The organism is Syntrophobacter fumaroxidans MPOB, from assembly GCF_000014965.1.
GTDB classification, from domain to species: Bacteria; Desulfobacterota; Syntrophobacteria; order Syntrophobacterales; family Syntrophobacteraceae; genus Syntrophobacter; species Syntrophobacter fumaroxidans.
Map to the genome: position 1 here is coordinate 1,088,289 of NC_008554.1, position 26,034 is coordinate 1,114,322.

19 protein-coding genes and 1 pseudogene are annotated in these 26,034 nt (G+C 58.0%); 11 read left to right on the forward strand and 9 right to left on the reverse strand.

Annotated features, from left to right (window positions below; all coding sequences use genetic code 11):
- The first annotated feature begins 279 nt into the window (after positions 1–279).
- Positions 280–1,242: an ExeA family protein gene (locus tag SFUM_RS04580; RefSeq protein WP_011697751.1), complete on the forward strand. Its 963-nt coding sequence runs from the start codon at positions 280–282 to the stop codon at positions 1,240–1,242.
- Between the two features lie 16 nt (positions 1,243–1,258).
- Here SFUM_RS04580 and SFUM_RS04585 read toward each other — a convergent pair whose 3' ends face one another.
- Positions 1,259–2,215 (reverse strand): ExeA family protein, encoded by a 957-nt coding sequence (locus SFUM_RS04585; RefSeq protein WP_011697752.1) that lies wholly within the window; start codon positions 2,213–2,215, stop codon positions 1,259–1,261.
- A gap of 139 nt (positions 2,216–2,354) precedes the next feature.
- Positions 2,355–3,641 carry a tail fiber domain-containing protein gene (locus tag SFUM_RS21405; protein WP_011697753.1) on the reverse strand — a complete coding sequence of 429 codons (1,287 nt, stop codon included), beginning with the start codon at positions 3,639–3,641 and terminating at the stop codon, positions 2,355–2,357.
- Between the two features lie 2,462 nt (positions 3,642–6,103).
- Between SFUM_RS21405 and SFUM_RS04595 the strand changes: the two genes are divergently transcribed.
- From SFUM_RS04595 to SFUM_RS23715, 6 genes are all read left to right on the forward strand, one after another.
- Positions 6,104–7,999, forward strand: a complete 1,896-nt coding sequence (locus tag SFUM_RS04595) for a Calx-beta domain-containing protein (protein WP_011697754.1) — start codon at positions 6,104–6,106, stop codon at positions 7,997–7,999.
- Between the two features lie 257 nt (positions 8,000–8,256).
- Positions 8,257–9,306: a YncE family protein gene (locus SFUM_RS04600; protein WP_041439840.1), complete on the forward strand. Its 1,050-nt coding sequence runs from the start codon at positions 8,257–8,259 to the stop codon at positions 9,304–9,306.
- Between the two features lie 168 nt (positions 9,307–9,474).
- Complete coding sequence (locus SFUM_RS04605) at positions 9,475–10,029, forward strand: hypothetical protein (RefSeq protein ID WP_011697756.1); 555 nt, start codon at positions 9,475–9,477, stop codon at positions 10,027–10,029.
- Positions 10,017–10,502: a hypothetical protein gene (locus SFUM_RS04610; protein ID WP_041439844.1), complete on the forward strand. Its 486-nt coding sequence runs from the start codon at positions 10,017–10,019 to the stop codon at positions 10,500–10,502. The genes SFUM_RS04605 and SFUM_RS04610 overlap by 13 nt, the downstream gene beginning before the upstream one ends.
- A 282-nt stretch (positions 10,503–10,784) precedes the next feature.
- Positions 10,785–11,441: a hypothetical protein gene (locus tag SFUM_RS04615; RefSeq protein WP_011697758.1), complete on the forward strand. Its 657-nt coding sequence runs from the start codon at positions 10,785–10,787 to the stop codon at positions 11,439–11,441.
- 229 nt (positions 11,442–11,670) lie between these two features.
- Positions 11,671–12,216 carry a hypothetical protein gene (locus SFUM_RS23715; protein ID WP_041439848.1) on the forward strand — a complete coding sequence of 182 codons (546 nt, stop codon included), beginning with the start codon at positions 11,671–11,673 and terminating at the stop codon, positions 12,214–12,216.
- A 128-nt stretch (positions 12,217–12,344) separates the two neighbouring features.
- On the opposite strand, the pseudogene SFUM_RS24090 reads toward SFUM_RS23715, so the two are convergent.
- A pseudogene (locus SFUM_RS24090) lies at positions 12,345–12,539 on the reverse strand (winged helix-turn-helix transcriptional regulator); the annotation flags it as partial.
- A 279-nt stretch (positions 12,540–12,818) separates the two neighbouring features.
- Between SFUM_RS24090 and SFUM_RS04630 the strand changes: the two are divergent.
- A complete protein-coding gene (locus SFUM_RS04630) occupies positions 12,819–13,421 on the forward strand; it encodes a flavodoxin family protein (RefSeq protein ID WP_011697760.1) in 603 nt (200 codons plus the stop codon).
- Positions 13,422–13,945: 524 nt separating this feature from the next.
- On the opposite strand, the gene SFUM_RS04635 is transcribed toward SFUM_RS04630, so the two are convergent.
- From SFUM_RS04635 to SFUM_RS04645, 3 genes are all read right to left on the reverse strand, one after another.
- Complete coding sequence (locus SFUM_RS04635; protein ID WP_011697761.1) at positions 13,946–14,380, reverse strand: type II toxin-antitoxin system VapC family toxin; 435 nt, start codon at positions 14,378–14,380, stop codon at positions 13,946–13,948.
- Positions 14,377–14,643, reverse strand: coding sequence for a hypothetical protein (locus SFUM_RS04640; RefSeq protein ID WP_011697762.1), 267 nt, complete (start codon positions 14,641–14,643; stop codon positions 14,377–14,379). Before SFUM_RS04640 ends, SFUM_RS04635 begins: the two co-directional genes overlap by 4 nt.
- A gap of 512 nt (positions 14,644–15,155) precedes the next feature.
- Entirely contained in the window at positions 15,156–16,043 is an 888-nt protein-coding gene (locus SFUM_RS04645) for a LysR family transcriptional regulator (protein WP_011697763.1), read from the reverse strand.
- Between the two features lie 159 nt (positions 16,044–16,202).
- Here SFUM_RS04645 and SFUM_RS04650 point away from each other — a divergent pair, with 159 nt between their 5' ends.
- Together SFUM_RS04650 and SFUM_RS04655 are read left to right on the forward strand one after the other, a co-directional pair.
- Positions 16,203–16,673, forward strand: a complete 471-nt coding sequence (locus tag SFUM_RS04650; RefSeq protein ID WP_150109431.1) for an OsmC family protein — start codon at positions 16,203–16,205, stop codon at positions 16,671–16,673.
- 156 nt (positions 16,674–16,829) lie between these two features.
- A complete protein-coding gene (locus SFUM_RS04655) occupies positions 16,830–17,210 on the forward strand; it encodes an L-2-amino-thiazoline-4-carboxylic acid hydrolase (protein ID WP_337833063.1) in 381 nt (126 codons plus the stop codon).
- Between the two features lie 385 nt (positions 17,211–17,595).
- Here the strand turns inward: SFUM_RS04655 and SFUM_RS04660 are convergent, their stop codons facing one another.
- The 3 genes from SFUM_RS04660 to SFUM_RS04670 all read right to left on the reverse strand — a co-directional run bounded on the left by SFUM_RS04660 (position 17,596) and on the right by SFUM_RS04670 (position 22,819).
- The gene (locus SFUM_RS04660) at positions 17,596–19,299 is read right to left on the reverse strand and encodes a potassium channel family protein (RefSeq protein ID WP_011697766.1); all 1,704 of its coding nucleotides are present in this window, start codon (positions 19,297–19,299) and stop codon (positions 17,596–17,598) included.
- A 262-nt stretch (positions 19,300–19,561) separates the two neighbouring features.
- Positions 19,562–20,587: an HAD family hydrolase gene (locus SFUM_RS04665; RefSeq protein WP_011697767.1), complete on the reverse strand. Its 1,026-nt coding sequence runs from the start codon at positions 20,585–20,587 to the stop codon at positions 19,562–19,564.
- 381 nt (positions 20,588–20,968) lie between these two features.
- The gene (locus tag SFUM_RS04670) at positions 20,969–22,819 is read right to left on the reverse strand and encodes a phosphoenolpyruvate carboxykinase (GTP) (RefSeq protein WP_011697768.1); all 1,851 of its coding nucleotides are present in this window, start codon (positions 22,817–22,819) and stop codon (positions 20,969–20,971) included.
- A 1,408-nt stretch (positions 22,820–24,227) separates the two neighbouring features.
- Between SFUM_RS04670 and SFUM_RS04675 the strand changes: the two genes are divergently transcribed.
- Complete coding sequence (locus SFUM_RS04675) at positions 24,228–25,718, forward strand: C1 family peptidase (RefSeq protein WP_011697770.1); 1,491 nt, start codon at positions 24,228–24,230, stop codon at positions 25,716–25,718.
- The last annotated feature ends 316 nt before the right edge of the window (positions 25,719–26,034 follow it).

Genomic DNA, 26,034 nt, shown 5'->3' on the forward strand with positions numbered 1-26,034 from the left:
GGCAGAATCCAACATCGAAACGATCCTCGGGATTCCTTGGCGGTCATCTTGAAGCATTATTCAGGTCGGATGCACACCGCATGAGTTGATGCCCTGATCCGGACAACGGTCCGCACAAGCCATTGTGGCATTTCATGATTCCGTGAGCGCGCGGTCGCCGCGGAGTCTTTTTCAAGGCGGAGTGCCCGCTCGCGCCCGCGAACCCCCAATGGACGCGCAAAGCCGGATGCACCTGGCTCCAATGGAATCTCCGCCTGTATGCCCGGCATTGGAGGGACGATGCACACACAGTTTTATGGCCTCTCCCGGGAACCTTTCGCCATAAACCCTGACCCTGATTTCTGGTACCGAAGCCACAGTCATCAGGAAGTCCTGTCGTCGATAATAACCGGAATCGAGGAGCGGAAAGGCATTCTCCTCGTCACGGGCGAAACGGGAACCGGAAAAACCATTCTTCTCCGGCAGGTGCTGCAGGCGCTCGATCCCCGCGTGAAGGCCGTCCTCATAAGCAGGCCGCCGGAGACTTTCGAAGAACTGCTGAAGGAGGTCCTTCGGGGTCTCGGCCTTCCCCCGGGGGAGCCGGACAAGAGCTCGATGCTCTCCCGGTTGCACGAATACCTCTACCGTGGGTCGTCCGGGGATGAAATCCTGCTCATGGCCGTGGACGAAGCCCACGAAATGAGCGGGGAAGTGCTGGAGGAATTGCGCGTGCTCTGCAACCCCGACCCCAGGAGACCGGGGCCGGGAGCCGTGCAGCTGATTTTTGCGGGGAGACCGGAATTCGAGGAAAAGCTCCGGTCCCGGGAATTGAGACAGGTCATTCAAAGGGTTTCGCTTCGTTGCCGGCTCGAGCCACTGACCGAAAGCGAAATCCGGGAATATGTCGAGCACCGGCTGAAAACGGCCGGGGGCAGCGGAACCGGTATTTTCGCCCCCGATGCCGTCGATCTGATCTGCAGGCACAGCCGGGGCATTCCCCTGAACGTCAACGCGCTTGCCTACATGGCCATCTGTGGGGGCTATGCCCTGTCTCGGAAACAAATCGGTCCGGACGTCGTGGAAAAGGTCTCCCCGGTCCTGGGCGGCCGCAAGCCGCAAAGATGGAAAGAGGCGACCGGGTCGGTCAAGGCTCTTGCCGGCCTTAACGGGGACAGCCCGCTGATCACGAAGGTCACCTACGCCTTGCTGGCCTATTCCTTCCTGGCGCTGTTCATTGTCTTCTGGTTGAACCTGCTCTTCTGAGGACGGACCTTCTCCCTTACCGGTGAAGGAGCACGGCCAGGAGCTTCCGCATGGAAAAGACAAAAAGTGCCAGTGATAACAGCAACATGATGATTCTGTAGATTCTGAGCGCGGTTCGTCCGGGGGAAAGGATGCGGCGCAAGGGGCCGGCACTGGCGGGCCGAAGATAGTCCAGCTCCTTGATGGCCAGCCCGGCGATTTTCGCGTCCACCACCGGGCTGCGCCTATGGAACCCGATTCGCAGGGCGCGGTCGCAAACCAGGTTGATGACCCTGGGAACCCCGTGCGCAAATTCGCGGATCCGGACCGCGGCGTCGGGAGTGAAAGTCCCGGAAAATCTCTGCCCCGCCACCTTCAGGCGGTGCTCCATGTAGGCCCTGCCTTCCTGCCGGTCCAGGGTCGGGATCCGGCAATGCACTTCGATCCTTTGTTTGAGAGGCCGAAGGTGCTCGCTGCCCAGTTTTGCGTCCAACTCGGGATGCCCCACGAGCAGGACCTGCAGCACGCTTCCGGCGGGAGTGTCCGCATCGCAGAACCTTCCCAAACCCTTCAACGTCTCTTCATCCAGGTTCTGCGCTTCGTCGATGACCACCGCCACAATCTCGTGCCGGGCGAGTCTCTGGTTGAGGTACTCTCTGAACGTGCTCACGAAAAAGGCCAGGCTCTGTTCTTTCTCCCCTACGGGCACATCCAGTTGCAGCAGAATTTCCTTGAGCAGGTCCTTAAGGCTGAGTCCCGGGTGGAAGACGAAGGCCGTCTTCACCCCGCCGCCAAGGTCTTTCAAAAGCGCATGGATAAAAAGGGTCTTCCCCGTTCCCACTTCCCCGGTGACGACGATGAGGCCTTTTTTTTCGTTGATCCCGGCCATCATGGACGAATAGACATGGAAATGTGCGGGGGGCAGATACAGAAACCTGGGGTCCGGCTCCAGCGCAAAGGGGTCTTCAGCGAGGCCGTAAAATTCCCTGTACATCGGGCATCCTCTTCGCAAGAATTCGAAAAATCCCGGCGAGGATACCACGAACCGGAGTATTTCGCACCATCACAACCCGCTCGCACCTCTTTCCATGCCCGGAAGACATTGTCTGCACACACCGGTCGCTCTCGCCCGGCTAGGGGGATTCCGGCACGGCGTGGGCGAGCGGACGAGCCGATGCGGTCGCCGCGACGCGCGTTGCCCTCTGCTCCGCCTCCCGCTCCCAAAGCTCCCCCACCGCCGCCCGCAACCTCTCGTTCTGAGCGCTCAGCTCCGCGAGTTGCCCGAGAACCGCATCGATGCGCTCAGCTTGAGCACTGATCTGCAGCGCTTGCGCCTTCAGCAGACGCTGCTGTTGCTGTAGCTCGTTGAGCAAGAGGGGAATCAATGCCTCGTATCGAACTCCCACGACGCCGCCGCGCGGGTCCCGGGTCACCAGCTCCGGGTACACCACAGCCACCTCTTCGGCAATGAGGCCGTATTCCGGAAGGCCCCGGGCCTCCTCCTTGTAGTGGAATGTCACGGGACGCAGCTGATGCAGCGAATCGCTGCGTTCCCCCAGGGGTGCAATGTCCGTTTTGTAGCGGGCGGAAGAGGCCTTGATCCCTAATTGGCCGTTCTTGGTGACGTACACGGCATTCCCGGCGACCGCGGCGGCCGCCACTCCCGCCACAAAGGCCCGCGTCTGCCCCTTCCCCAGGCGCAGAGTTTTGGATTCGCTCGCCGCTCCCGGATGGCCCAGATAGATGTTTTCGCCGCCGCTGGTCAGCAGGGAACCGGCCCCATAGCCGAGGGCGAGGTTGGTGTTGCCCGTGGCGTTGTTTTTGAGCGCGTTGCGCCCCAAGGCCGTGTTTCTTGCGCCGGTGGCGTTGTTGAAAAGCGCGCCGACTCCGGACGCCGTGTTTTCACTACCGGAGGTGTTGAAGAGGAGGGCGTTGGCCCCGGCGGCGGTGTTGTTGCTTCCGGTCTTGTTGCTGCCAAGCGCCACGTAACCGCTGGCGGTGTTGAAGTTCCCGCCGGTGTTGCTGCTGAGCGCGGAGAAGCCGTCAGCGGTGTTTTGAGATCCCGAGCTGTTGTTGCAGAGCGCGTAGGCCCCGGCGGCCGTGTTGTTGCTGCCGTCCTTGTTGCTGTTGAGCGCGCTGACGCCGGTTGCGGTGTTGGCGTTACCCGTGTCGTTGAGAAAGAGCGCATTGGCCCCTGCGGCCGTGTTGCCCGCACCGGTGCTGCTGCTGAACAGCGCGTAGTACCCGAAGGCGGTGTTCATCTGGCCGGGGACATCCGTATTCAAAAGCGCGTTCGTACCGCCCGCCGTGTTCCCGTATGCGTCACTGGGCGTCGGATTGACAGGCCCGCCGTGCGCGGGTTGTCCCAAGGCAAGCAACAGACACACCACCACAAACGTCCGACATGAAATCCGGTTCATGGAAGCCTCCTGAGAAAGCCGCCAGGGGTGGCGCAGAACCTCAACACGGTCGACCCGCATGGAGTCCGCCGCCGGGCGTCGTTCGGGAGCGCGGGTTGCGGGACGGGCAATGCGGCGGGCCGTCCGCTTCCCTTGCCACCTGTTAATATGTCCGCCGCCGACAGTGATGCCGGCGGCACCACGTGCATCTTCCGAGACTCCGGCCGTTGCATCGGGAAGGACCCGCCCGGGTTGCGGCCGAAAGCTCTTTCCCGAGAAATGCGTGCGTTCGTCAGCTTGTGGAGACAGGATCAGACAAAATGATAAGAAATTGTTATTGTTAATTTTTATAGCATCCCCCCGCGAATGCCGTCAAGCACGTTTCGGCGCCTTTTCCGGCCTCCGTTTTCAGGTGATTTTCACGTCTCGCGCCACACCCGCGAAGCATGAAAACAGATTCATCCCGAAATCCATCTTCCACGCAACTCTTTAGAAAGACCTCGAGACGAACCGTGCCGTCGAATCAACCCGAACTGTGTACGCAGGATGTACTTCGCCACCTTCATATCCCTCCCCCGACATCCTCACCCCCACCCTTGAAAATACTTTGTCAACCCATGCCCAATTACACAGTTCACCTGATTGTACCGCCCTATCGTCCTGTGTATGGTCTGTATCAGGGAGCTTATCATCGAGCCGGGCCAGGTGGGGGTATCGCGCTTCCACATCTGGCCTTTTTTATTGCACACCGGCTTTCCGGCTACCATTCCCACGATGCGCGCTACCGCGCCGCCCGGTCGAAAATACCGTCAAGGCCGTATTGAATCGGCTCCGAGGATCGCTTAAATTGCGATCACCCCATATTTCCCACCTCGTTACAGCCGGACCGGCACTGAGCCGTCGCGTCCGGCTTTTCTCATGAGGCCGACCCTCATCCGCGTCGCTTCGAAAGAAATCGCACCGTACACCTTATACCGAAGTGCGTTCGAAATGACGCAACACCTGCCCGTCGGGAGGTGACGCAGGCGGGGATAGAACTCCGCCCCTACGGACCGATGTGCCCGTCAGGCGTATGGGAGGGCTTTGCACCCTCCCGCCGAATGCACTCATCCTGGACGCGAAATGGTATTAGAATTCTTCTTGAGCCTATCCTCCCCCGGTTCCTCAGAGCCGGTGGTCGTGAAGCCACGAGGCACCTCTCTCCTTTCCTCCATCCGCCCTTAATGAAAGGCTTTTTCCGCTTTGGCAACTTCGGCTCGCGATATCTCTGCGGCTAATCGGGACATTAAAACTGCAATTCACATTCCCTTTTTCACTTGACAAATAAGGTGCAAACAGTAACTAGTATATTCGAAATAAGAGATTTCCCGATACTCATTTAAGAAATAGCGCAAGCGTCGCATGTTACTATCGTGCCGTATTTCCGCAGGTTATTTGTGACATGAGCGAGCTGAGAGGTGTTTTTGTATCCAACTGGAGAAAATCTATATTCTCAGTATTATTATAGTCTTATCTCCGCATAAGGCAGGTGCGTGCACCTTGCCTCGAGGCTTCCCGCACCGGTTTATCGGCCCATGTCCATCGTGCGCGTGCGGAACAGAAACATATTGAAATAACACATTATAATTATTCACTTTGTAGATTATTGACCGGAGACGGGGTGTGATGTCTTCTCAAGATTGATGGATATAACAATATCCAGATTGAAGACAAACAACCATATCAAGGAGCTATTTCTTATATAATTTGCAATTAAGAGCACCATGAGCATAGGGAATTGTCATATTGGATTTATATCGAGCGCAAAACAAAAGCCTTCGAGGCATGGCCTGTACCTGGCGCTCGGTGGGAAAAATCCTGAATGGATCGCATTTGGGCTTACCGCACTCCACAACCATAGGCGAAGGTTTCAATTTTTCCAATTCGTGGATTTTTATCATGTGCGCATCAGTCAGCTTTTCCCGCAGGGTCACTATCGGCTCTGCCGATAAAATGCCGATTTTTTCACTACATTTGCACACTGCCACACGGCTCTCAATCGCTTGTCGGAGAAATCGTCTTTTACTGTCCAGAGACATCGGAAAAGAAATGAAACAAAAATGAAAAATAACGTGGAGAAAATGGAAAGCATTTGAAAATGCTGTTCGGATTATGGCTAACCATAGGACATGACAATGTATACGCTTAAAGCTTTTTTTACGAAAAACAGAAGACGGGGCTCATTGCCGGAAAACGGAAAGGAGGAAAGATAAACCGGTGTCCATGTTCGGCCGCCACGGATGCGAACATGAGGTGTTTCACAAGCGGATCGAGCGACTGCAGAGTTGAACTTGCGCATCGCGAATAAGGCCCCGGGAAGTTTTCCAGGGGAAACGCAGCGCGCGGACATCACGGTCCCGAAGTGGGATTGCATCGTCGTCCCTGTATCGCAACGCCGTTCCACTTGTTGTGCGCGATGATTCAATCGAAAAAGGAGGCAACACATGAACAGAAAGTACTTCCTGGTTTTTGCCATGGCACTGTTGGCCTGTTTTCTGATTTCTTCCTCCTCCGGGGTGGTCCGGCAGGCGCAAGCCGCATACGTGACGGAAATCACCGTGGACAGCACCGAGGACTGGTATGCGGACGGCAACAGCAAGACTTGCATCAGCGACACACCGTGTACGCTGCGCAGGGCGATCAACCAAGCCTATCAGCTTGCGGCCGGAGAGCGGCCCGTCCTCATCAAGTTTGGCATCCCCACATCGGACGCCAACTACGACAGTACTTTGCAGACATGGAAGATCACCCTGACAGGCACGACGAGTTATCCGCTGCGGGATCTGAACGGGCAGGTGACCATCGACGGCACGACGCAGCCTCCGGGAAGAACCAACGGCCCGAGAATCATCATTGACGGGCAGAAAGCCAAGAACTACGGCTTCGTGCTGCGCAACAATTCCAACGTCGTCAAGGGCGTGGCCATGCAGAACTTCAAAACCCAGCATATCTCCATCAGCAGCAGCTCGAACACGGTCCAGTACTGCTGGTTCGGCCTGTCGGACGACGGCCAGACCCTCAGCTCCGGGGATGAAGTCACGTACGAAGGCGGGAGCGGCGTTGTCGTCGCCGCCGGCTGCAACAACAACACCATACGAGGAAATAAGTTCGCGGGCTTCTGGGCCACGGCATGCTCTCTCAATGGGACCGGAAACGTCTTTGCCGCCAACAGGATCGGAATGCGCGCCGACGGAACGGTTCCCCTCCCCTCCTCGTTCACGAAGCACCCCTGCCTGCGCGGAACCGGCGAGCTGTGGGTCGGAGGGGTCGGCATCACCGTCGCGGGGCCGAACAACCGCGTCGGCGGTGAGGTGGCGGATCGCAACTTCTTCGCGGGCCTCTTTCTGGACCTGAGCCCCACCTCGACCCAGTCGCCGGCGATAAAGGTTTACAACGACGGCACCGGCACGATCATCAAGAACAACTACATCGGGGTCACCCCCGGCAGCAAGAACATGGGCGTCTGCGGACGCGGTATCGACCTCGGCTCGGCCCCCGACGACGTCCAGGTGCTCAACAACACCATTTCGGAAACCGACCTGAGCGCCATCCTGATGAACGGACCGAGTATCGACGGGGTGACCATCCAGCAGAACGTCATCAAGAGGCAGGAGCAATGGCCAGGAGCGCTGCCCGGAAACGGCTTCGCGGAAGGCGCCATCGCCTACGGCCCCAAGGTGGATGATCCATTGAGGAACTTCAAGCCCGCCGCGATCACGAGCATTTCCGTCGGCGCGTCCGGCACCACGGTGAAGGGCACCAGCGGCGCCGGCGACACTTGTGAGAACTGCACTGTCGAGGTGTTTCTCGACGACGGGGATGCGGTCAAGGAGTGCACGAAATTTATGAAACGCGTTACGGCGGGCAGCGACGGCAAATGGACCGCCTTTTTCGCGACTCCTCTGCCGGCCTCCCAGGGACTGCGCACCATGAGCACGGTCCCGGACGGGTTCGCCATCACCGGCCTGAAAAAAGGCACCACCTCGAACATTTCGGGTCTGTACAAGGTCCCCAAGGTCAGCGTGACCGCGTCCACTCCGAAGGCCTACGAGGCCGGAGCCAAAGCCGGGGTGTTCACCTTCACGAGGGATGTGACCTGGGGCCCGCTGACCGTGATCTACACCATCTCTGGGGGAGCCAAAGCGGGCATCGACTATTACGCCCTCTCGGGCAAAGTGTCCTTCCCCGCCGGGGTCAAATCGAAAACCGTGCAGGTCAAGCCCAAGAATGACACCGCCGGGGAGAACAACGAAACGGTGAAGGTCACCATCACGGACAAACCCACCTACAACCTCGGAAGCCCGTCTTCCGCCATCGTGACTATTGTTGACAACGATTGATATCCGCGGCGCATGGGCGATGCCCCGGGTTCGGCATGACTCCGAATCCGGGGCGAACCCCGCCTTCGATTCCCCGGCCCGGCCTGCACGTTCGAAGGGTTCCCCGGCAGCCGGCGGGCACGCACCGGCGGGGTAAACCACCTTTATTTGACTTTTGCAGGGGACGGCCAGAGCGAAAACCCCGGCGGAGGCTTAACCGCAAAGCCTTCATCCGCGCGTCCATCATCCCGCTGCTCGACGACGGAGGAAACTTGATCATGGTGAAAAGAATTTTGACCGCACTCTCTGTTCTGTTGATGCTCGTCTCTTATTCCACCGCCTGGGCCACGCCCCTGGGCGGCCTGGCGGTGGCGCTGTCCCCGACGGAAAACGTGATGGTTGCCGCCGGCGACAACCGCGTGCTCTATGTGATCGATCCGGCCAAGATGGAGGTCCTCAACCGGGTCTGGCTCGGAGTGTGCATCATCGAACTGGAATTCAACAAGGACGGGACCATGTTGCTGGCGGAAGACACCGACGGCACGCTCCACCAGGTGGACGCCAAGACGTGGAAGACGGTCAAGCAGGCGCCCAAGGCCTCGCGAATGAGCGCCGCGCGCAACGTCGATCTCGCGGCCGGATTGAATCCGGACAGCAACGGCCACATCGTTCGATTGCTGTCCATGACCGATTTGAGCGAAAAAGGCAAAGTCGTGCTCGCCAAAGGGGAGAAAGTCACAGCCCTGGGCCTCGATCCCGAGGGGGCGCGCCTGGCGGTTCTGTTGGAAGCCGTCAATGACGAGTCGGAACCGAAGGCCACCGCCACGCCGCCGGAGCTCAAGGGACTGGCGGCCGATGAGTTCCGCCAGAAAAACGACGGCAAGACTTCCCGGTTTATGGTCTACAAAGTCGCCGACGGCTCGAAGATCACCGAACACAAACTCTTCTACTCCACGTCGAGCACCGGCTGGAAGGTCCTGTTCCAGGGCGAAAACGTCCTCTTCATAAACTACTCCAACATGAACGCCCGGGTGAACGCGAAGGGCGAAGTCACCCTCTTCCAGCTCGCCAACAGCTTCAACTACGGCATCGGCGCTTCCGCCGACCAGAAGCTTCTGCTGACCGGAGGACTCTCCGACGGAAGCTACACCGCAACCGAGGGCCTGAGCCCGCTGAAGTTCCAGCCGGATCGCCTGTCGGGTTGGCCGGAATACTTCAAGAAATTTGCCGTCGCCGCCGACGGCACCGCCTATGGTTCCACTTCGGCTTTCCGCATCATCAAGATCAAGCCCGGGGGTTCATTCGACAGGAGCTTCCCGATTTTCTAGGGATCATGCCGGCGCATGCCGGGTCTTCCGGCCCCGTGCGCGGATATGGATTGAAGCCCCCGGAACGTCGCATCCGCCCGGATGCGACGTTCCCCGGCGAAGGGGGCGAGGGGTCTGAACCGGAGCCCGCACGCGAAGCCTTCCTATCCGAATCCGGACGAGGCAACAATGAGTTTGAACGATTTTGCCGACAGCCGCTTCAGCCCATACACCATGAGGCGCCGCCCGATCAGCGGCCCCATCGCCCGCATGCTCTTCCGCGGGATCGTGTTGGCCCTGGGAACGGGCTCGGGCGTGACGGTACTTCTGTGTTTCACTACGGGGAGTCCCCTCAGCGGGCTCGAAAACCCCACCGGTTCCGAGTTGGGAATCGTATCCCTTCTTCTCAGCCCCTATCTCGGTATGTTCCTCGCGGCATGGTTGCTCATCGGCAGCGGGATTTGGCGCGGCGCGGCGCTTCTCATCGGCAGCGCCGCCGTGTCGGGCTTCGGCCTGTTCAACGTGGTGAAGTACTGGACCATCGTGCCCCGGCCCATACCCGAGAAAGCGCTCACCGCCTTTCCTCTTGAGCAATGGGCGCTGGTGGGAATCACCCTGGTTCTCGCACTCGTTCCCGGCTTGTTGATGCGGTTTGGGATGAACGCTTTTCTCAAGCTCAGGTCGGAACAAAAGACGGCCGTGGGCCCGGAACCGGGGACTGAAGGAAAGGGATGGCCGCCATGAGGCTCCGCGATCGATTGCTTCTTCTCTTTTTCCTGGTCGTGATCCTGCCCCTGGGCGTGTACGGCATCTACGCCGGTTATCGTGAAACCGCCGAGACCCATCCGGTGATCGTGAGAACCCTGATCGAACCGTATGCCGAAGCGCTCAAAGCCGGCGACTACAGCGGGGCGTACCACAATCACACATCCTCGAAGTTCCGCAAGGCCTATTCGATGGATGCGTACGTCCGGGGCCAAAAGGTCAATTTCGACGAATTCGGTCCCCTCGAAACGATTGCCGTCAACGAGAATGAAGCCTTTCAATCCGCCAACAACCTCTTCTCCTGGCGCAAATACTACCACGGCGGCCTGACCTATCGATACCGGAAGGCCGAAGTGTGGGTCGGTTGGGAAATCGTGGAGGAAGATGGGGCATTCAAGATCGACGACACGTTTCAGGCATTCCATGAACGTTGGGACCCGAGGGTCTTCTGAACCGGCGTCGAACGATCCATCGGGGATATCGATCACCGGGGCCGGGGGCGCGTTCGTTTCCCGGTTCGCCGGAGCAACTGTGTTCCTTGCCCACTCTTGCGTTGAGCACAAGGGGGGGATGCGCGACGGCGCAGCCCACGGTCCCCACTACTCTTGCCCCTGCCGTCGTAGCCAACATGCAAGGGGCTGGGATGATGCAATGGGATCTCTTTGTGTTCATCAACGCCTTCAACGCCGCTTTCGGCGGAGCGTCGATTCGAACGCTCATCCGGAGAAATGAACATGACCTCACGAAACATTGCCGGCGGTGGCGCCAGGATCGAGAAATCGCCGGCCTCCAGCGCCCGCCGACGCATCTGCCTGGTGTTGCTCCTGGGCCTGGTCCTTTGGCCGCCGGCACGCGCGGCCGCCGCGGAGCCCGTCGCCGCGGACCCCAGCGGACAGTGGAAAAGCCTGCACGGGGTCCTGTCCCTGATGCTCGCCGGGGACGCGCTGTCTTTCGCCTATTCCGCCGTCTTCGGTTCCACCGGCCACTTGTGTGACGGAGCGGGGGTCGCCGGGCTGGTCGGGAACGGGGAATACCACTACGTCGACGGGCAGGGCACCGTGGCGTTCAGAGTCGATGAGAGCGGAGTGAAGATGCTCACGGTGGACGGAATCGCATCGTTTTGCGGCGCGTACTGGCCCGGCGACACATTCAGCCGGGACGGCTACGAAGCGCCGACACGCTGCACGGTGATCCGTCCGAAAGCGCATTTCCACGTCGTCATGCCCCCTCCCCCCGTCGAGAGGAAAGCGTACGTGCTTCAAGGCGACCGGGTCGAGGCGGCGCCCACGTGTTTCGAGGGCGGAGCCCCCTATGTTTTCGCCCGCTTCAAGGGTCCCAGGGGCACGACAGTGGGCCTTCTTCCAAGGGATGCACTGGAATGCCGGGAATAGGTTCCATGGCGGGACCATTGCATCCATCATTTTCACCCGATACCAGGGTGCGTTCAAGTCCACACCATCGGGCGATAGGGCCTAAGGCACTCCCCTTGCCGCCTATCTTCGGCACTTCGGTCCGCGGCAAAGAGCGGGGTTTATCGCAGCCCGCGTCGCTTCCCGCCGGACACGTGTCGAGCGATCTTGAACGCACCCCGGTATGAGACGACGTCGAGGAGGATTCGTTATGACCATGATCGCTGTTCACATCGGCACTGCCGCCCTGGCGGCGTTTTTCATCCTCTTTTCCGGGCAGTCGCTTTCCGTGGCCGGCACATTTCCCAACCAGTGGCGAAACGTGAGCTTCGACACCCCGACGGCTTTTTCCAAACCCGTTGACGCCGGCCTGGATGCGGTGGCTTTCATGGCTCCCCCCGACAGCAAACCGGGCAACGCCGGGATGACGATCACCCTGGTCGCGGTCCCCAAAGACATGAAGGAAAGCCTCGGGAACAGCGACACCGAGGTGCTGAACTACGTGAAGACGACCTTCCTGGGCGCGTCCAACCCGGGCAAGCCCGTTGAACGCTCGTTTCTCGGACGTAAGGTCGTTGGTGAGCTGCTCGTGTCGAGCATTCCGAAAAAAGTCGAACACGAAGTCTTCCTGGTGCCCCTGGCGAACGGCGATGCCATGGCTCTGGCCTTGTCACGCGATATGGCCGTCCCGGCGGATGAAGCCGAGGCCTCTCGCGATATGATCGCGGGGACGTTTAAGGAAACCGGGGGGAAATGACCGGATGAGCCCCGGGCAGGGAATCCCTCGTGACGGAGGGATTTCTTGCGGAACCTTTCCCGGTACCGGGCACACTCGCGCATGCTCAAGAGGATCGGGATCAGGCCACAACCAAGTTTCGTCAGGGGATACTCAACCTTCGGCGGAACTTGCCTGTACACCTCCCGGTGAATCAGACCGTCCTGTTCCAATTCCCGCGACTGCCTGCTCAACATCCGCTCGGTTACTTCCGGAATGTCGCGCCTGAGATCGCTGAAGCGCCTGATTCTCTCGCGGCCGAGCCGGTAGAGAACAACGGGTTTCCATTTGCCGCCGATCGCCATGAGCGTCAGCTCGAAAAAGCAATGATACCGCTTACCTGCGATCTCCTTCGTTTTACAGGGCTTCACCCTGAATCTCCTTTTTCGCTATACTTCATGTAAGCACCATACAAAAAATCTGTACTTGTCATGATCGCGGAATGTGGTAGATGTTCCATCTGCCGGGTTCAACCTTGTCAAGACACCTGGAGCAACAGGGAAACATGAAGTTGGGACTGCGGGAGAATGCCGCAGTGAATGGACTGAATATGAACCGTGCCGGTCACCGAAGGGAGGAAATCCATGAACATCGTCTGTTTGCTTGGAAGCCCAAGGGAGAAATCAAACAGCTCCGCCATCGCAAAACGGTTTATGGATACTGCCGAAAAATTAGGTGCCAAGACCGATACTTATCTTTTGAACGAGCTCAAGTACCGGGGCTGTCAGGCCTGTATGGCATGCAAGACGAAACTTGAGAAATGTGCATTGAAAGATGATCTGTCCCGAGTTCTGGCAGCGATCCAGGATTGTGACGTGTTGGTCATGGCTTCTCCGGTTTATTTCGGTGAAGTGACCAGCCAGTTGAAGGCGTGCATTGACAGAATGTATTCTTTCCTCAAGCTGGATTACGGGGTCAATCCCAGTCCAGTGCGTTTCGCGCCGGGCAAGGTGCTGGTATTTGCGCTCGTTCAGGGACATCCCAACGAGAAGCTGTTCCGTGACGTCTTTGACCGATACGATTACTTCATGAAATGGTGGGGCTTCAAAGAGAGCCATCTGATCCGGGCTTGTGGAGTATTTGAGGCAGGAGCCATTGAAACCCGCCGGGATATTCTGGCATTGGCCGAAGAGATTGCCCGGAAGGTATGCTCGAGCAAATCGACAACACCTGTCAACACGAATTGAAAATTTACCCTTTGTAAGAATTGAATTTTTACCCCCCCTGTCTCGAGTGGCCGGCCTTTCGAACGGAAGCGCTCAAGAATGAAGGCCCGAGCGGGGCGCATATGCCGACTTGTCCCAACCCGTATTCCATGATCGAAACCACCGGGGACTTATCATACGAAGTTGCGTGCAAGATGGATCTTTCAAGCACAAAAGAGCGGGGGAATGATTCCCCCGCACCCCCCAAGTTTCGGCCACACGCGCAAGCGCGTGAGGCCGAGTGCTCGGCGCTGTCGGCGACTGGCCGAAGGCCGCCGCCGCAGCGCCACACGGAGCCGCGAAGCGGCGAGGGGGTGTGGGGGATACGTCCCCCACGCTTTGAGAGTATCATTTTGAACGCAATTATCCATGCCCCCTGCGACACCCGCGAAGCATGAAAACAGTTTCGCCCGTGAATCTATTTTCTAGGTAAATCCGTATGAAACCACCAAAGACAGGTCAGGCTGGGTGTGGGGGGCGGGAAGCACACCACCTAATGCCACTGCTTATTGCACCGCCAACGGGTTTATGTGGCGCAATCCTTGAAATCGCTTGAAATCGTTGTCCGTGGAGTAAACGGTGTGACCATATTCGATGGCGAGAGCGGCAATGTGGGCATCTGTTGTCAGATTTCCTCCCGTTCCGGAGTCGAGCAGCAGATTGCGCAGGATCATCCAGTGGCTTTTGCCTGGTGTGACCGTTGTTGCCACCGGCTGTGCCAGCCATTCCTCAACATAGGCAACGGCTCGTTCAACAGAAAGTGGACGTTCGAAAATTCGCGCATTTGTGGTAATGCGCAAAAAGGCACGAATAACCACCCAAGGCAACCCCACACTTTCACTGCCAGACAGCACAGTCTCGAGCCAAGTACGTGAGCGGGCATGTTGCGGCAGGTCCTGATTCACAGCGTAGAGCAGCAGATTCACATCCACCAGAATCATTTGCGCAGCTCCAGCTTCATGGCGATTGCCGCATCTTCCCGCTCATCGGCCAGATTCAACGCCTTATCCAAGTTGATATTGGAGCGGAGGAGGCCCAGCGAGGTCGGCGATAATCGGTAAGGCCTAGCCTCGGGATTTTCGAGTGCATGCGCCCCCTTTCGTAATGCGTCATTCACCACCTGCCTGAACGACTTGCCGCTCCGATGAGCCAAATCCTTGAGTGACACAGCGATTTCGTCATCAATGGTCAATGTCGTGCGCATCTTGATGTCCTCTTTCTGATCATCATGATGCCAATATAGCAGGGTGTCCAGTCGGAGTCAAGCGTTGGGCGTCTGCCTTGGACAGCCGAAACGTCGCATTGGGTATGGCCTAATAATGCGAAATTACAGTGAAAACCTTTGGGCATCCGTCAGATGTTCAAGGGACAGATTTGAAACAATAGCCGGACGGACCGGAATGGGGTGTGCTTCAGGAAGATCATGCGATTTGCCTGACCCGTATTCGATGATTGAGACCATCGGGGATGTATTTGGGGCAATCCCACCCGGGTGACACAGGCGACTCGTTGTCGCGGTGCACGCAGCACAGGAGGGAACGACGCCACTATAATTCTTCTTGCCTCCGGCACTGGCAATAAAAAGCCATTGCCCGTGTCAACCGAGCAGTTCTTCCCTCTTGTCCTTCGGACCCTGGCAAAAAAACCTTGCCAGAGCCACCCGCCGGTTTATGTGAAAGCCGCTCTTTGAGCGGGGGGCGCCTCTATTGAATACTCCTATCTCGCCCTGAAAAAACCCCTCACCATATCCATAAACGCATCGAGGGGCGGCGGACACCATTTGTCCCTATATCGGATCATGAGAATCCCGGTTTCCAGATCATCCACCCAGGCGATCCTGGCAATTCGCCCTTCTTTTATTTCAGAGCGAACGGCAATCTCCGGGATTACGGTCACTCCCAGCCCCGCCATGATTGCCTGTTTGATTGCCTCGATGCTGTTCATCTCGATAATGGTTGCGGGGGTAACCTTTTCCGCCGTCAGCGTCTGTTCGAGCACCATGCGATATCCGCAGTCGCTTTTGGGTAGAAGGAGAACTTCTCCTTCAAGGTTTTTGAAATCGACTCGTCTGCGGGTTGATAGTGGATGGCCGGGATATGTGACAAAGAACAGGGGGTCGCTCCCCAGGAATTCGGATTCCAGGTTTTTCGCTCCGATGCTCTCGGCGAAGAGGAAGGCAAGGTCCACCGTAGCGATCCTCAGTTCGTTTTCCAGCGAATGCAGGGCGCAACTGGTAATATCCAGCCTTATGCCCGGAAAGCGCGGCTGATAAGAACGGAGGATATGAGGGAGGTAATAGGTGGCCATTGTCTGAGGCATCCTCAAGGTCAGCATGCCGGAGCCCGGTTTGTTGCCCCTGACTTCGGCCAACGCTTCATCCTTTATCGCTAAAAGCTTGTCGGCGTAAATGAGCATCTTGGCTCCGGCTTCCGTAAGCTGGACGGATTTACCGATCCTTTTGAAGAGCATCGTTCCGATTTCATTTTCAAGGGCCTTGATCTGGGCCGAAACGGTTGATTGAGCGCAATTCAGGATATTGGCGGCCTGGTTGAAGTTCATCAGAGCCGCAACAGTCCGGAAGGTTTGCAGCCGCTGCATTTCCATGGTTCCCCCTCTAATCGGATTTCCAGATAAGCATATAAAAAAGATTCGTTGGACGAACCGTTTAGAGTTCATTACATTTCTTTGTATCTGAGAACTTCAAGGGTAACAACTTTAATCTAAATATGCGATTGATTTTGAATCCAACACAGAGGGAACCGCATGAAAGAGCAGGAAAACAGGTCGGAAACCGGAATGGAACCGCTCCAGGTCTCGACAGTGGTGCTTGCAGGCGCCAACCGACGGATGCTCGCCAGGACGCGCGATCACGAAATAACTTTGGACGTGCCGAAGGAACGGGGAGGCGACAATGCCGGTCCGACTCCACCGGAATGCCTGACAATGGCGCTGGGGGGATGTGTGCTGAATATCTGCCGCGTTCTCGCCATGCAGAAGCGGATTGTACTCGATGACATCCAGGTAACGATAAAGGGAGAGATCGACCCGTCAAAGGCATTCGGCATTCCGACGGAGAAAAGGGCGGGTTTTACGAACCTTTCGGTTAGGCTGAAGCTGGATTCCGAATTGACGGAGACCGAGAAAGAGGAGTTCCGATTGGAATTGATCGGCCGATGCCCTCTCTGCGATACTCTCGGCAATGCAACACCTTTGCAGATCTCATTTGAGAATTAGAAAAATTTTGAAAAAGGAGGAGAAGAAATGGAAATCCAGGTTTCTCAAATACCTGTGGAAACAAGGTGGGCCATGGCGTCGAAGGGACTTACAGGTGCTTTATATGTTCATCTAAATGCCCTCTATGAGTCGCTCGGCAAATAAAAGTATGCGGAAATTGTTCGTCAAATATGGAGCAAAATGCGGCACGACAGCGCTGCGGCGGTACAATCCCCGAGGATGGCGGGCGCCAACGCCAAATCAATAGTGGAAGCAGGAGCGATGATATGCATGTGCTCGATGGGCCCGGAATATAAAATGGAAGTCCTCGAGGCAGCGGAAAACAGAACAGTCATTAAGATTCTGGAATGTCCATGGAAGAACAGGATGAATGAATTCGGGATACCCCACGATCTGTTGTCTACATGTGATGCTGCTTTTTGGGACCACTTTGTAAAGGACCTCAATTCAAATGTCGCCATGAGGCACGGCAAACAGATGCATCGCGGCGATGCATATTGTGAATGGATATTCGAAGACAAGAGAAAGACTGAATAAGAACGACCGGCGGGTGGCTCTGGCAAGGTTTTTTTGCCAAGGTCCGAAGGATAAGAGGGAAGAACTGCTCGGTTGACACGGGCAATGGCTTTTTATTGCCAGTGCCGGAGGCAAGAGGAATTACAGTAGCGTCGTTCCCTCCTTGTCAGGGTTTTCGAATGCGTTTTTTTGCCAAAAACCCTGTGCCGGTGTTAAAAAAAGGGGTCTTCCGGGAAATGAGTACCCAGAGGGTTGCGAAAAAAGAATGGACATGGCAAGAACCCTGTTGTTTGAGGCCAATCGAACAACGAAGGGGGTTGTTCAGCCATGCCCACGTCCATACTCTACCAAGGAAAACCGCAAACCCAGGCAGACCGGTCGGTGCCGTGATGCCTCATCGGGCCGGTCAAACCCCAAACCGGGCTGCAAACTCATCACGTTGTTCACTGCTTCCGATCATGAGAAGCTCGCTATCCGAGTCGATGACGGCGCTTGCAGGAGGATTCGTGACGACATCTCCGCCTTTCTGAATCGCGATCACGGTCAATCCGGTCTCTGCGCCTATGTTGGTTTTTCCGAGGCTTTTTCCCGCCAGGGATTCGGGCACCTTGGCCACGAAAAGGTCGATCCCCTCCCCCAGCATGATCAACTCCCGCTCCTGCAAGATGGAGAAGATCGATTCCGCTCCCAGAGATGCATAGCTCAGGACGAAATCGGCGCCGGCGCGATGAATGGCCTCGAGGTTCCGCTCATGGGTAATGCGGCTGACGATGCGAAGACGAGGATTCAGGCGACGACAGTACACGGTCAGATAGATGTTCATGGCATCGTCGTTGGTGGTGATGACGGCGGAAGGAGCCTCCGCCAGACCGGCGCGCATGAGAACGCTCCGGTCTGCCGCATCGCCGATGAACAATTCGCCTGCGATGGATGAGGAGCGTTCCTCGACGGCTTTGTCGCGCTCGACCACATGGAACGCGAGGCTCTTGTTCTTGAGAGCACACGTGACGGCGTAGCCCACATTGCCGCAGCCGATGACAAGAATGGGATTGCGATTGACGTTCTCGGTTACCAGGAAAGATTCCATGTCGGCGATCTGCCCGGCCGTCCCCAAAATCACCGGCACACTCGATTCAGCCAGCACCGTATCCGGCTTGGCCGGCAACAGGTGCCCGCGCTCCCAGACCCCCACCACGTTGACCCCGGTTCGCTGTCGAAGCCGCGTCTCTCGAATCATGCACCCGGCCAGAGGGGTATTCTGTACGGGGAACTCGGCGATGCGCAGATCTCTGAACGTGCCGATGACATGCACATTGGTTCGTTCCGCTGTGACCCGGTAGGCCAGGTGCTCGCCGAGTCTCTGTTTCAAAGGCAGGACGTGCGTCGCTCCAGCCAACTCCAGGATGTCCACGGAATCGATACTTTCCACAATGGCAACAACCGGCGCCTTCGCCGCTGTTTCCCGCACTGTCAGCGTGATGTTCGTATTCGTGGCGTCGTCCGCATTGGCAAGCACCATTCGCGCCTCGGAGGCTCGAAGAGCAGCGTAGGTCGTGCTGTTGTCGACCTCTCCCGTAACGACTGAGACTCCCTCCTCGTAGAGGTTTGCCGCCAGCGTGGCGTCCGGTTCCAGCACGTAATAGGGTATCCTGAAAGCCTTGAGCTTTCGGATGAGCCCCTGCGCCACGGTCTCGTAGCGGCAGATGATCACATGCCCGCTCATGTCATGGGGAACCTCACGGGGAGCACGAAGACGCATCTGGGCTTCCAGCCAAGGAGCATAAAAGAATCGGATGAAAGCGAACGGAAGCACGATCAAAAGCAGCACGATCCCCGAGAGCAGCACCACGATACTGAAGGCGCGTCCCACATCGCTGTGAAAGGTTATGTCGCCGAACCCCAGAGTGCTCATCACGGTGAGGGTCCAGTAGATGCCCGTGAGCCACGAGTGGTCTCTTTTTTCGATGGTGACCATGATCCAGTGAAAAACAACGGCGTAAAGCAGGACGACCGCCGTGAGAAAAAGGACGAATTTGAGCAGTGCCTTCAGATTTCTGCGGGTCTGCTGCTGACTGAGAAGGTAAGACAGCTGAGTGGTCAAAAGTTTCATGGTCTCCATCCCAAGGGCAAATCATTCGAGGAGAGATGCGCAACGAGCTCATGGCAATGGTCAGCCGGGAAGCCAAAAGAGGCTCAAGTTGCCAGGACGATGTGCGGAAGAATCGAACCTGCGGATCGTCGCGGTCAGGGTTCAAGAAGAGCCACGAATCCACGCTGCTGCCCCGACAGCGGTCGCATCGGATGACGAAAACCATGGCAACGATCACAAGCCGGCCGAATCCCCGGGCGCTCATCCGGGCACGGCGGCTTTCTCATCGCCCGACGGAGCCCCGGGTGGGGAAAACGACCGCCCAGTCGCGTTTCATGTCCACCACCGTCCAGCCTTTGGCCTGTGCCTCGTCGAGCGCCTTGTCCAGGCGGCCGATGGGAGAGGCGCGATCGTAGGCCCATTCCCGCTCCGCATCCGTATGGCGAACCAGCCCCATGAAGCGCGCCCCCTTCCCGTCCGCGGTCCACTGCAACATCTGAAGGTCGCCGTCGGAATTGCCGAAGGAAAAAATGGGCCGCCGGCCGATGAACCTGTGAATGCCCACGGGCTTGCCGGCCCTGTCGTTGAGGAAATCGACCTCCGGCAGGATCAGGAGCACCGATGTGCCGCCTCGCATCTCGTATTCCAGCTTGAGGCCGCTGCCGACCACCTGTTCGGGAGGAATTCCATAAACCCGTTCGATCCAGGGACGCATGAAATCCGACCAGCCTCCCGATACGATGAACGTCTTGAACCCGTTCGCCCGCAGGTAACGGAGAAGCTCGACCATGGGCTGGTACACGCATTCGGTATAGGGTCGCTTGAAGCGTGGATGTCTTGCGGTTGCGAGCCATTCTCTGACGGTTCCTTCGAACTCGTCCGTGGTCATGCCCGCATGCGTGGCCAGGATCAGCTTGAAGATGTCCTTTTCGTCGGCATCGAACAACGCCTGGAAGTCGCCGTCGAGCACCCATTTGAACGGTGCTTCCGAGCGCCACTCGGGGTGTTCGGCGGCAAGGGTCTTCACCCGGTCCAGGGTGAAGGCGAACTGGAAATAGATCGGCTGCTCCGCCCAGAGCGTGCCGTCGTTATCGAATGCGGCAACGCGTTCCGGCACCGGCACGAAGTCCTTGCCTCCAGGCGTGCTCACCCGGGCCACAAAGTCCAGGATTCCGTCCTTCACGGCGCCTTCATTCCACGACGGAAGGGGATCCTCAGCGGCAACGGGCAACCGCGCGCAGCCGAAAACCAGACTCGTCAGGACCAGCAGAACCGCAAGCGTTCCAGGCCGGCCACGGTTAAGCTTCATGAGGTTCCCTCAGCCCCCGGCGCAGCATCTTCACGACTCGGTCCGGACTCCTTCCCGCGGCCCGCGAAATGCATCGAGAGCGTGCCGCGCGCCTCGGCGATATCCCTCCATGCCCTTGCGCAATGGTTCAATATCCCTTACTTTATTCTTGGATCGAGGCAGGTGCGGCTCGCTCCTTCCAAGTGCCGACGCTGACTGTTCAAAGGCCCCGCGCTCCAACACGGCGGGGCTTTATCATGCTTGGGAAGGAGTCTCCCGCCGGGCGGGAAGGAATTCGGTCGCCTCGGCCCGATCGGGCGGTGAAGCGGCGGGAAACCGCCTCCGGAAACGCGGGCAACCCACCGCCGCCATGAACCGCCCGGCGGTCGGTTGCCTCATGAATCAGCAGACCCCGTTCCCCGGGTTCCATATTTCGGGAGACCGCCAGACCCTCGACTTGAACAGCTCCCGGGTGTGGACGAATTCCTTGGGAAGACGATCGAAGAACTTGTCGAAAAGGTCCTCGTGGGACCTGGCCTCGATGATGGCCTGCTCGCGCTCCACCGTCATCAACTCGCAGAAGAGGTCCGGATCCAGGTCCAGGCCTTCCCACTCGATGTCCTGATAGCGCGGAACGTACCCCAACGGGCTCTCCACACCGTATCCCCTGCCGTGCACGCGATCGACGATCCACTTGAGAACGCGCATGTTTTCGCCGAAGCCGGGCCACAGGAACTTGCCCTGCTTGTCGCGCCGGAACCAGTTGACGCGGAAAATGCGGGGAGGATCCGGCAGTTGACGTCCGATGTCCAACCAGTGGTTCCAGTATTCGGCCATGTTGTAGCCGCAGAAAGGCAGCATGGCCATCGGATCCCTTCTCATCGGCGGGAGCGTGGCTTCCGCGGCGGCAGTGGCCTCGGAACCCATCGTGGCCGCGAGGTATACTCCATGAGTCCAGTTATACCCCTGAAATATGAGGGGAACGTTCTTGCTGATGCGCCCACCGAAAATGAAGGCCTTGATGGGAACACCGTCGGGGTTGTCCCAGTTGGGGTCGAAGGTGGGGCACTGGGATATGGGAGCGGTGAAACGGGAATTCGGGTGAGCGGCGACCCGTCCGCACCCCGGCGTCCAGTCCTTTCCGGTCCAGTCGATCAAATGGGAAGGGGGATCGTCGGTCATCCCCTCCCACCAGACGTCTCCATCGTCGGTCAGTGCGACGTTGGTGAAGATGCAGTTTTTGTTCAAGGTCATCATGGCATTGGGGTTGGACTTCATGGACGTCCCGGGGGCGACGCCAAAAAAGCCCGCCTCGGGATTGATGGCTCGCAGCGCCCCGTCCGCCCCGGGCTTGATCCAGGCGATGTCGTCCCCGATGGTGAAGACCTTCCAGCCTTCAAAGCCCTTCGGAGGCACCATCATCGAGAAATTGGTCTTACCGCATGCGCTCGGGAACGCTCCGGCCACATAGGTTCTTTCCCCCCGCGGGCTTTGCACCCCGACGATGAGCATGTGTTCGGCAAGCCAGCCTTCGTCCCGGGCCATGCACGAGGCGATTCTCAATGCAAAGCACTTCTTGCCCAGCAGAGCGTTCCCGCCGTAGCCGCTGCCGAAGGAGTAGATCGCGCGCTCTTCGGGAAAATGCGAGATATAAGTGTTGGCGGGATTGCAGGGCCACGGGACATCCTTCCCGCCCGGTTCGAGGGGAGATCCGACGGAATGGAAACAGCGCACGAAAGGCCCTTTGCGGCCCAGGACATCGAGAGCCCCCTGCCCCATGCGGGTCATAATCCGCATGCTGACCACAACATAAGGGGAATCGGTGATCTGCACGCCGATATGAGCGATGTGCGAACCGAGCGGCCCCATGCTGAAGGGGATGACGTACATGGTGCGACCGCGCATGCACCCGTCGAACAGTCCGTTCAGAATTTCTTTCATCTCCCGGGGATGCATCCAGTTGTTGGTGGGGCCGGCGGCGTTCTTGCTGTTCGAGCACACGAAGGTACGGCTCTCCACCCTGGCCACGTCCGCCGGGTCGGAGCGGCACAGGAAGCAGTTGGAACGCTTTTCCTCATTGAGGCGGATAAAGGTGCCCGATCGCACCATCTGATCGCACAATTCCCGGTTTTCCGTCTCCGAGCCGTCGCAAAGATGAACGCGATCCGGTTTGCAAAGTCGCGCTGTTTCCTGAATCCATCTCAGCATTGCCTCGTGATTGGTCTTGCCACCGGTCAGTTGGAATTCCTTCATAACACTCCTTTCAGAGCAAGGACGGTTGAATAGGGAAATCGAGAGCGTGCCGGACTTTGCTCCTCACCAGCGCGAGCGAAAAGCGGCTCAAAGTGATTCATCTTCTTGGGAAGCCCGAGGCCGGGAGCCTTGTTCCCACCGGGCGGCGGGCGTCCGCAAGGAATTTTGAACTGCATGGCCGCAAAATGTCCCACTCCGATCGACATGACGCTGCGCGGTCGCTTCATGGCGTCGTCGCCGAGCGTATAGTCCCGTTGATTCCCGATTTTCGGAATCTTCGGGTGTGCCCGTATTGTGACGATACCATAAAATAATATTATAATCCTCCGAGGCCATCGATTCACTGGAAAAATTACACGGGCGGCACTCCATTGCGCCCCGCTCCCGCAGCCGCAGTCGGATGCCCGTCCGTGCAGGCATGGAGAAACGGGGGTGCACACACCTCTCGAATGAGGCTCCCCGCAGCGTTATGCCGCGTTCCATACCGGATGATCTTCGTCCCGCTTTCGCGATCTTCCGATTTCTCCCCGTCTCCCGGTTCCGCCCGACAAATTCCCGGTTCACCCAACCGTTCGGAATCCCCGGCGGCCTTCGAAGGGCCGGGAAAGGCCGCATGGCGGCGCCGAAGGGATCCTGGGCGCCGGTGCTTTTCCCTGATGCCACTTTACCTAGAAAATAGATTCCCGGGTGAAACTGTTTTCATGCTTCGCAGGTGAAGCACAGCCTCATGGATAATTACCTAGAAAATAGATTCCCGGGTGAGTCTTTTTTCATGCTTCGCGGGTGTCGCAGGGGGCATGGATAATTGCGTTCAAGATGGGTGCATTGGGCGGGCGGGCACAAAGTCCGCCCCTTGCTACGTCTGACCGGCCCATCGGGCCGTAGGACTGTAGGTTTATACCCGTCCGCGTCATCTCCCGCCGAGCAGGTGTTGTGTCATCTTGAACGCATCTCGGTATGAAACCCGGCCGAGCCCGATCATGGCCCCCCGGGTCCATCCATTGCCCGTGCATTAAATTTAATTAATATTCTTTGCCACGCTTTATTGTCGAAATCGTGAAAACTGTGGTATTATTTTGAACGACCCTTGAGCGGGAGGGCGTCTATTCATCTCCACAGCGTTTCAAAATCAAATGCCGGGCGCATGAATGCCCACACGAACGACAGCGGAAGCGAGTGAGTGCAAGCGAGGCAAGGCCGCCCGTAAGGGAGCGCATATCCGGCCCGGGCCTGAAATGTTTGTCACGAGGGGTGCTCTGTATTCGAACACGGGGATTGCCGCTCGCCCCTTGACCGGAAGGAGGGATTCACTGTCGCCGTGCAAAGGTGAAGAAGGCTCGCGGTCCGGGTCTTCAACGAGAGTTGTTCGGTTGCGTTCCATTGAAACCTCAGCCAAAGGAGAGGAAACATGAGTGCATCGAAGAGAAATACAGCGTTCAGAATGCTCTGCACAATCGGCCTGGTGTTCGTCGTGGGTATTTTCTTCGCGATGTCTCCGAGCCTGTCGCAGGCGCAACAGTTGCAGCAAGCACCCTACAATCCGGATTTCCTGAAATACATGGAACAGGTCAGGCAGGGCAAAGCTCCTCTGAAGGTCACCGAGGAAGGGTTTGCCCTCGGGTACATTCCGCCTCCCATCGACCTTTCCTATGCCAAGAACCTGCCGGCAACCGCAAGCGAAGCGGCGGCAGTCGAGGCAGTCACCTATCCGGCGAGCTTTGACCTGCGCACCCAGAATCGGGTGACCCCGGTCAAGAACCAGGGCGCGTGCGGTTCCTGCTGGGCATTCGCCACAATGGCATCCATCGAGTCCAAGCTCAAGGGCCCTACCGGAACCGGCCCGACGACCAACTATTCCGAGCAGCATCCCAACGCGACGCACGGCTTTGACTGGCCTGAGTGCGAAGGCGGGAACGACTACATTTCCATGGCCTATCTGGGACGCTGGAGCGGTCCCGTCAATGAAGCGGATGTTCCGTATCCGTACGCCGTGGATGATACTGCCGCCGTGGTGAGAAAGCATATCCAGGACGTGGACCAGATCAAGGACCGCGCCAATTTCACGGACAACGACAGGGTCAAGGCGGCCGTAACCACTCACGGCGCCCTTTACATTTCCTTCAAATGGCTCGACACCCGCTACAATGCCACGAAATACGCCTACTGGAACAACGGCACGACCGGCGAAGGTCATGCCGTGGCCATCATCGGCTGGAACGACGCCTTCCCCAAAACGAACTTCAAGAAGGTCGGCACCGCATTGCCCGCCGGCAACGGGGCGTTTCTCGTGAAGAACAGCTGGGGAGCCACCTGGGGCAACAAGGGCTACTTCTGGATGTCCTACTACGACAAGTCCCTGCAGACCGGCACGTCGTTCAGGGGCATTCAAGCCGTAACGAACTACAAGCGCAACTACCAGTACGATCCGCTTGGATGGGTCAGCAGCGTGGGGATCAGTTCCCCGACGTTGTGGGGCGCCAACATTTTTACCGCCGCCACCGGCGCGAACAAGATCAAGGCCGTCAGTTTCTACACGGGAGCGCCGAATACCAAGGTGACGATCTACGTTCGCAACAACGTGTCGGCTACCAATCCGAAAAGCGGGACCCAGGTTGGAACGGCCGTGACGAAGACCATCCCGACCATGGGATACCACACGGTCGTTTTCTCCACGCCGAAAACGGTCACTGCCGGCAAGAAATTCTCGGTTCTGATCAAGTTCAACACTCCGGGCTTCAATTATCCCCTCCCGATCGAACTCGCGGTGGCCGATTATTCCAGCGGCGCCAAGGCCTCCGCGAACCAGAGTTTCTACTCCTCGGACGGCAATACCTGGTACGACATCACCACCTATGATCCGACCTGTAACGTGTGCATCAAGGCGTTCGGGAGTTCTTAAGTCAACCTCACCCTGGAGCGGAACCGCGGAAGGACGCGTGAGGCGGTCCCGCTCCGGGGCTTTGACGAAGCCATAATTCAATACTCTCCCCGGGGAGGGATATTCAGTCCCCCCGGGGATTTTCGTTCATTCCGGCTCTCGGATCCGAGAAACGAAACGTTCCTCGGCGAATCGGCTTTCGAAGGGATTCTCCGGGAGTTCCGCGGCATCACGGTCACCGGGCGAACGCGCCCCACTCGCGACGGCCATCGGGTACGAATCGCCTTGACGTCAGGCAAAATAATCCCTATGTGTTGAGAACTCTTCGGTCGTCAGT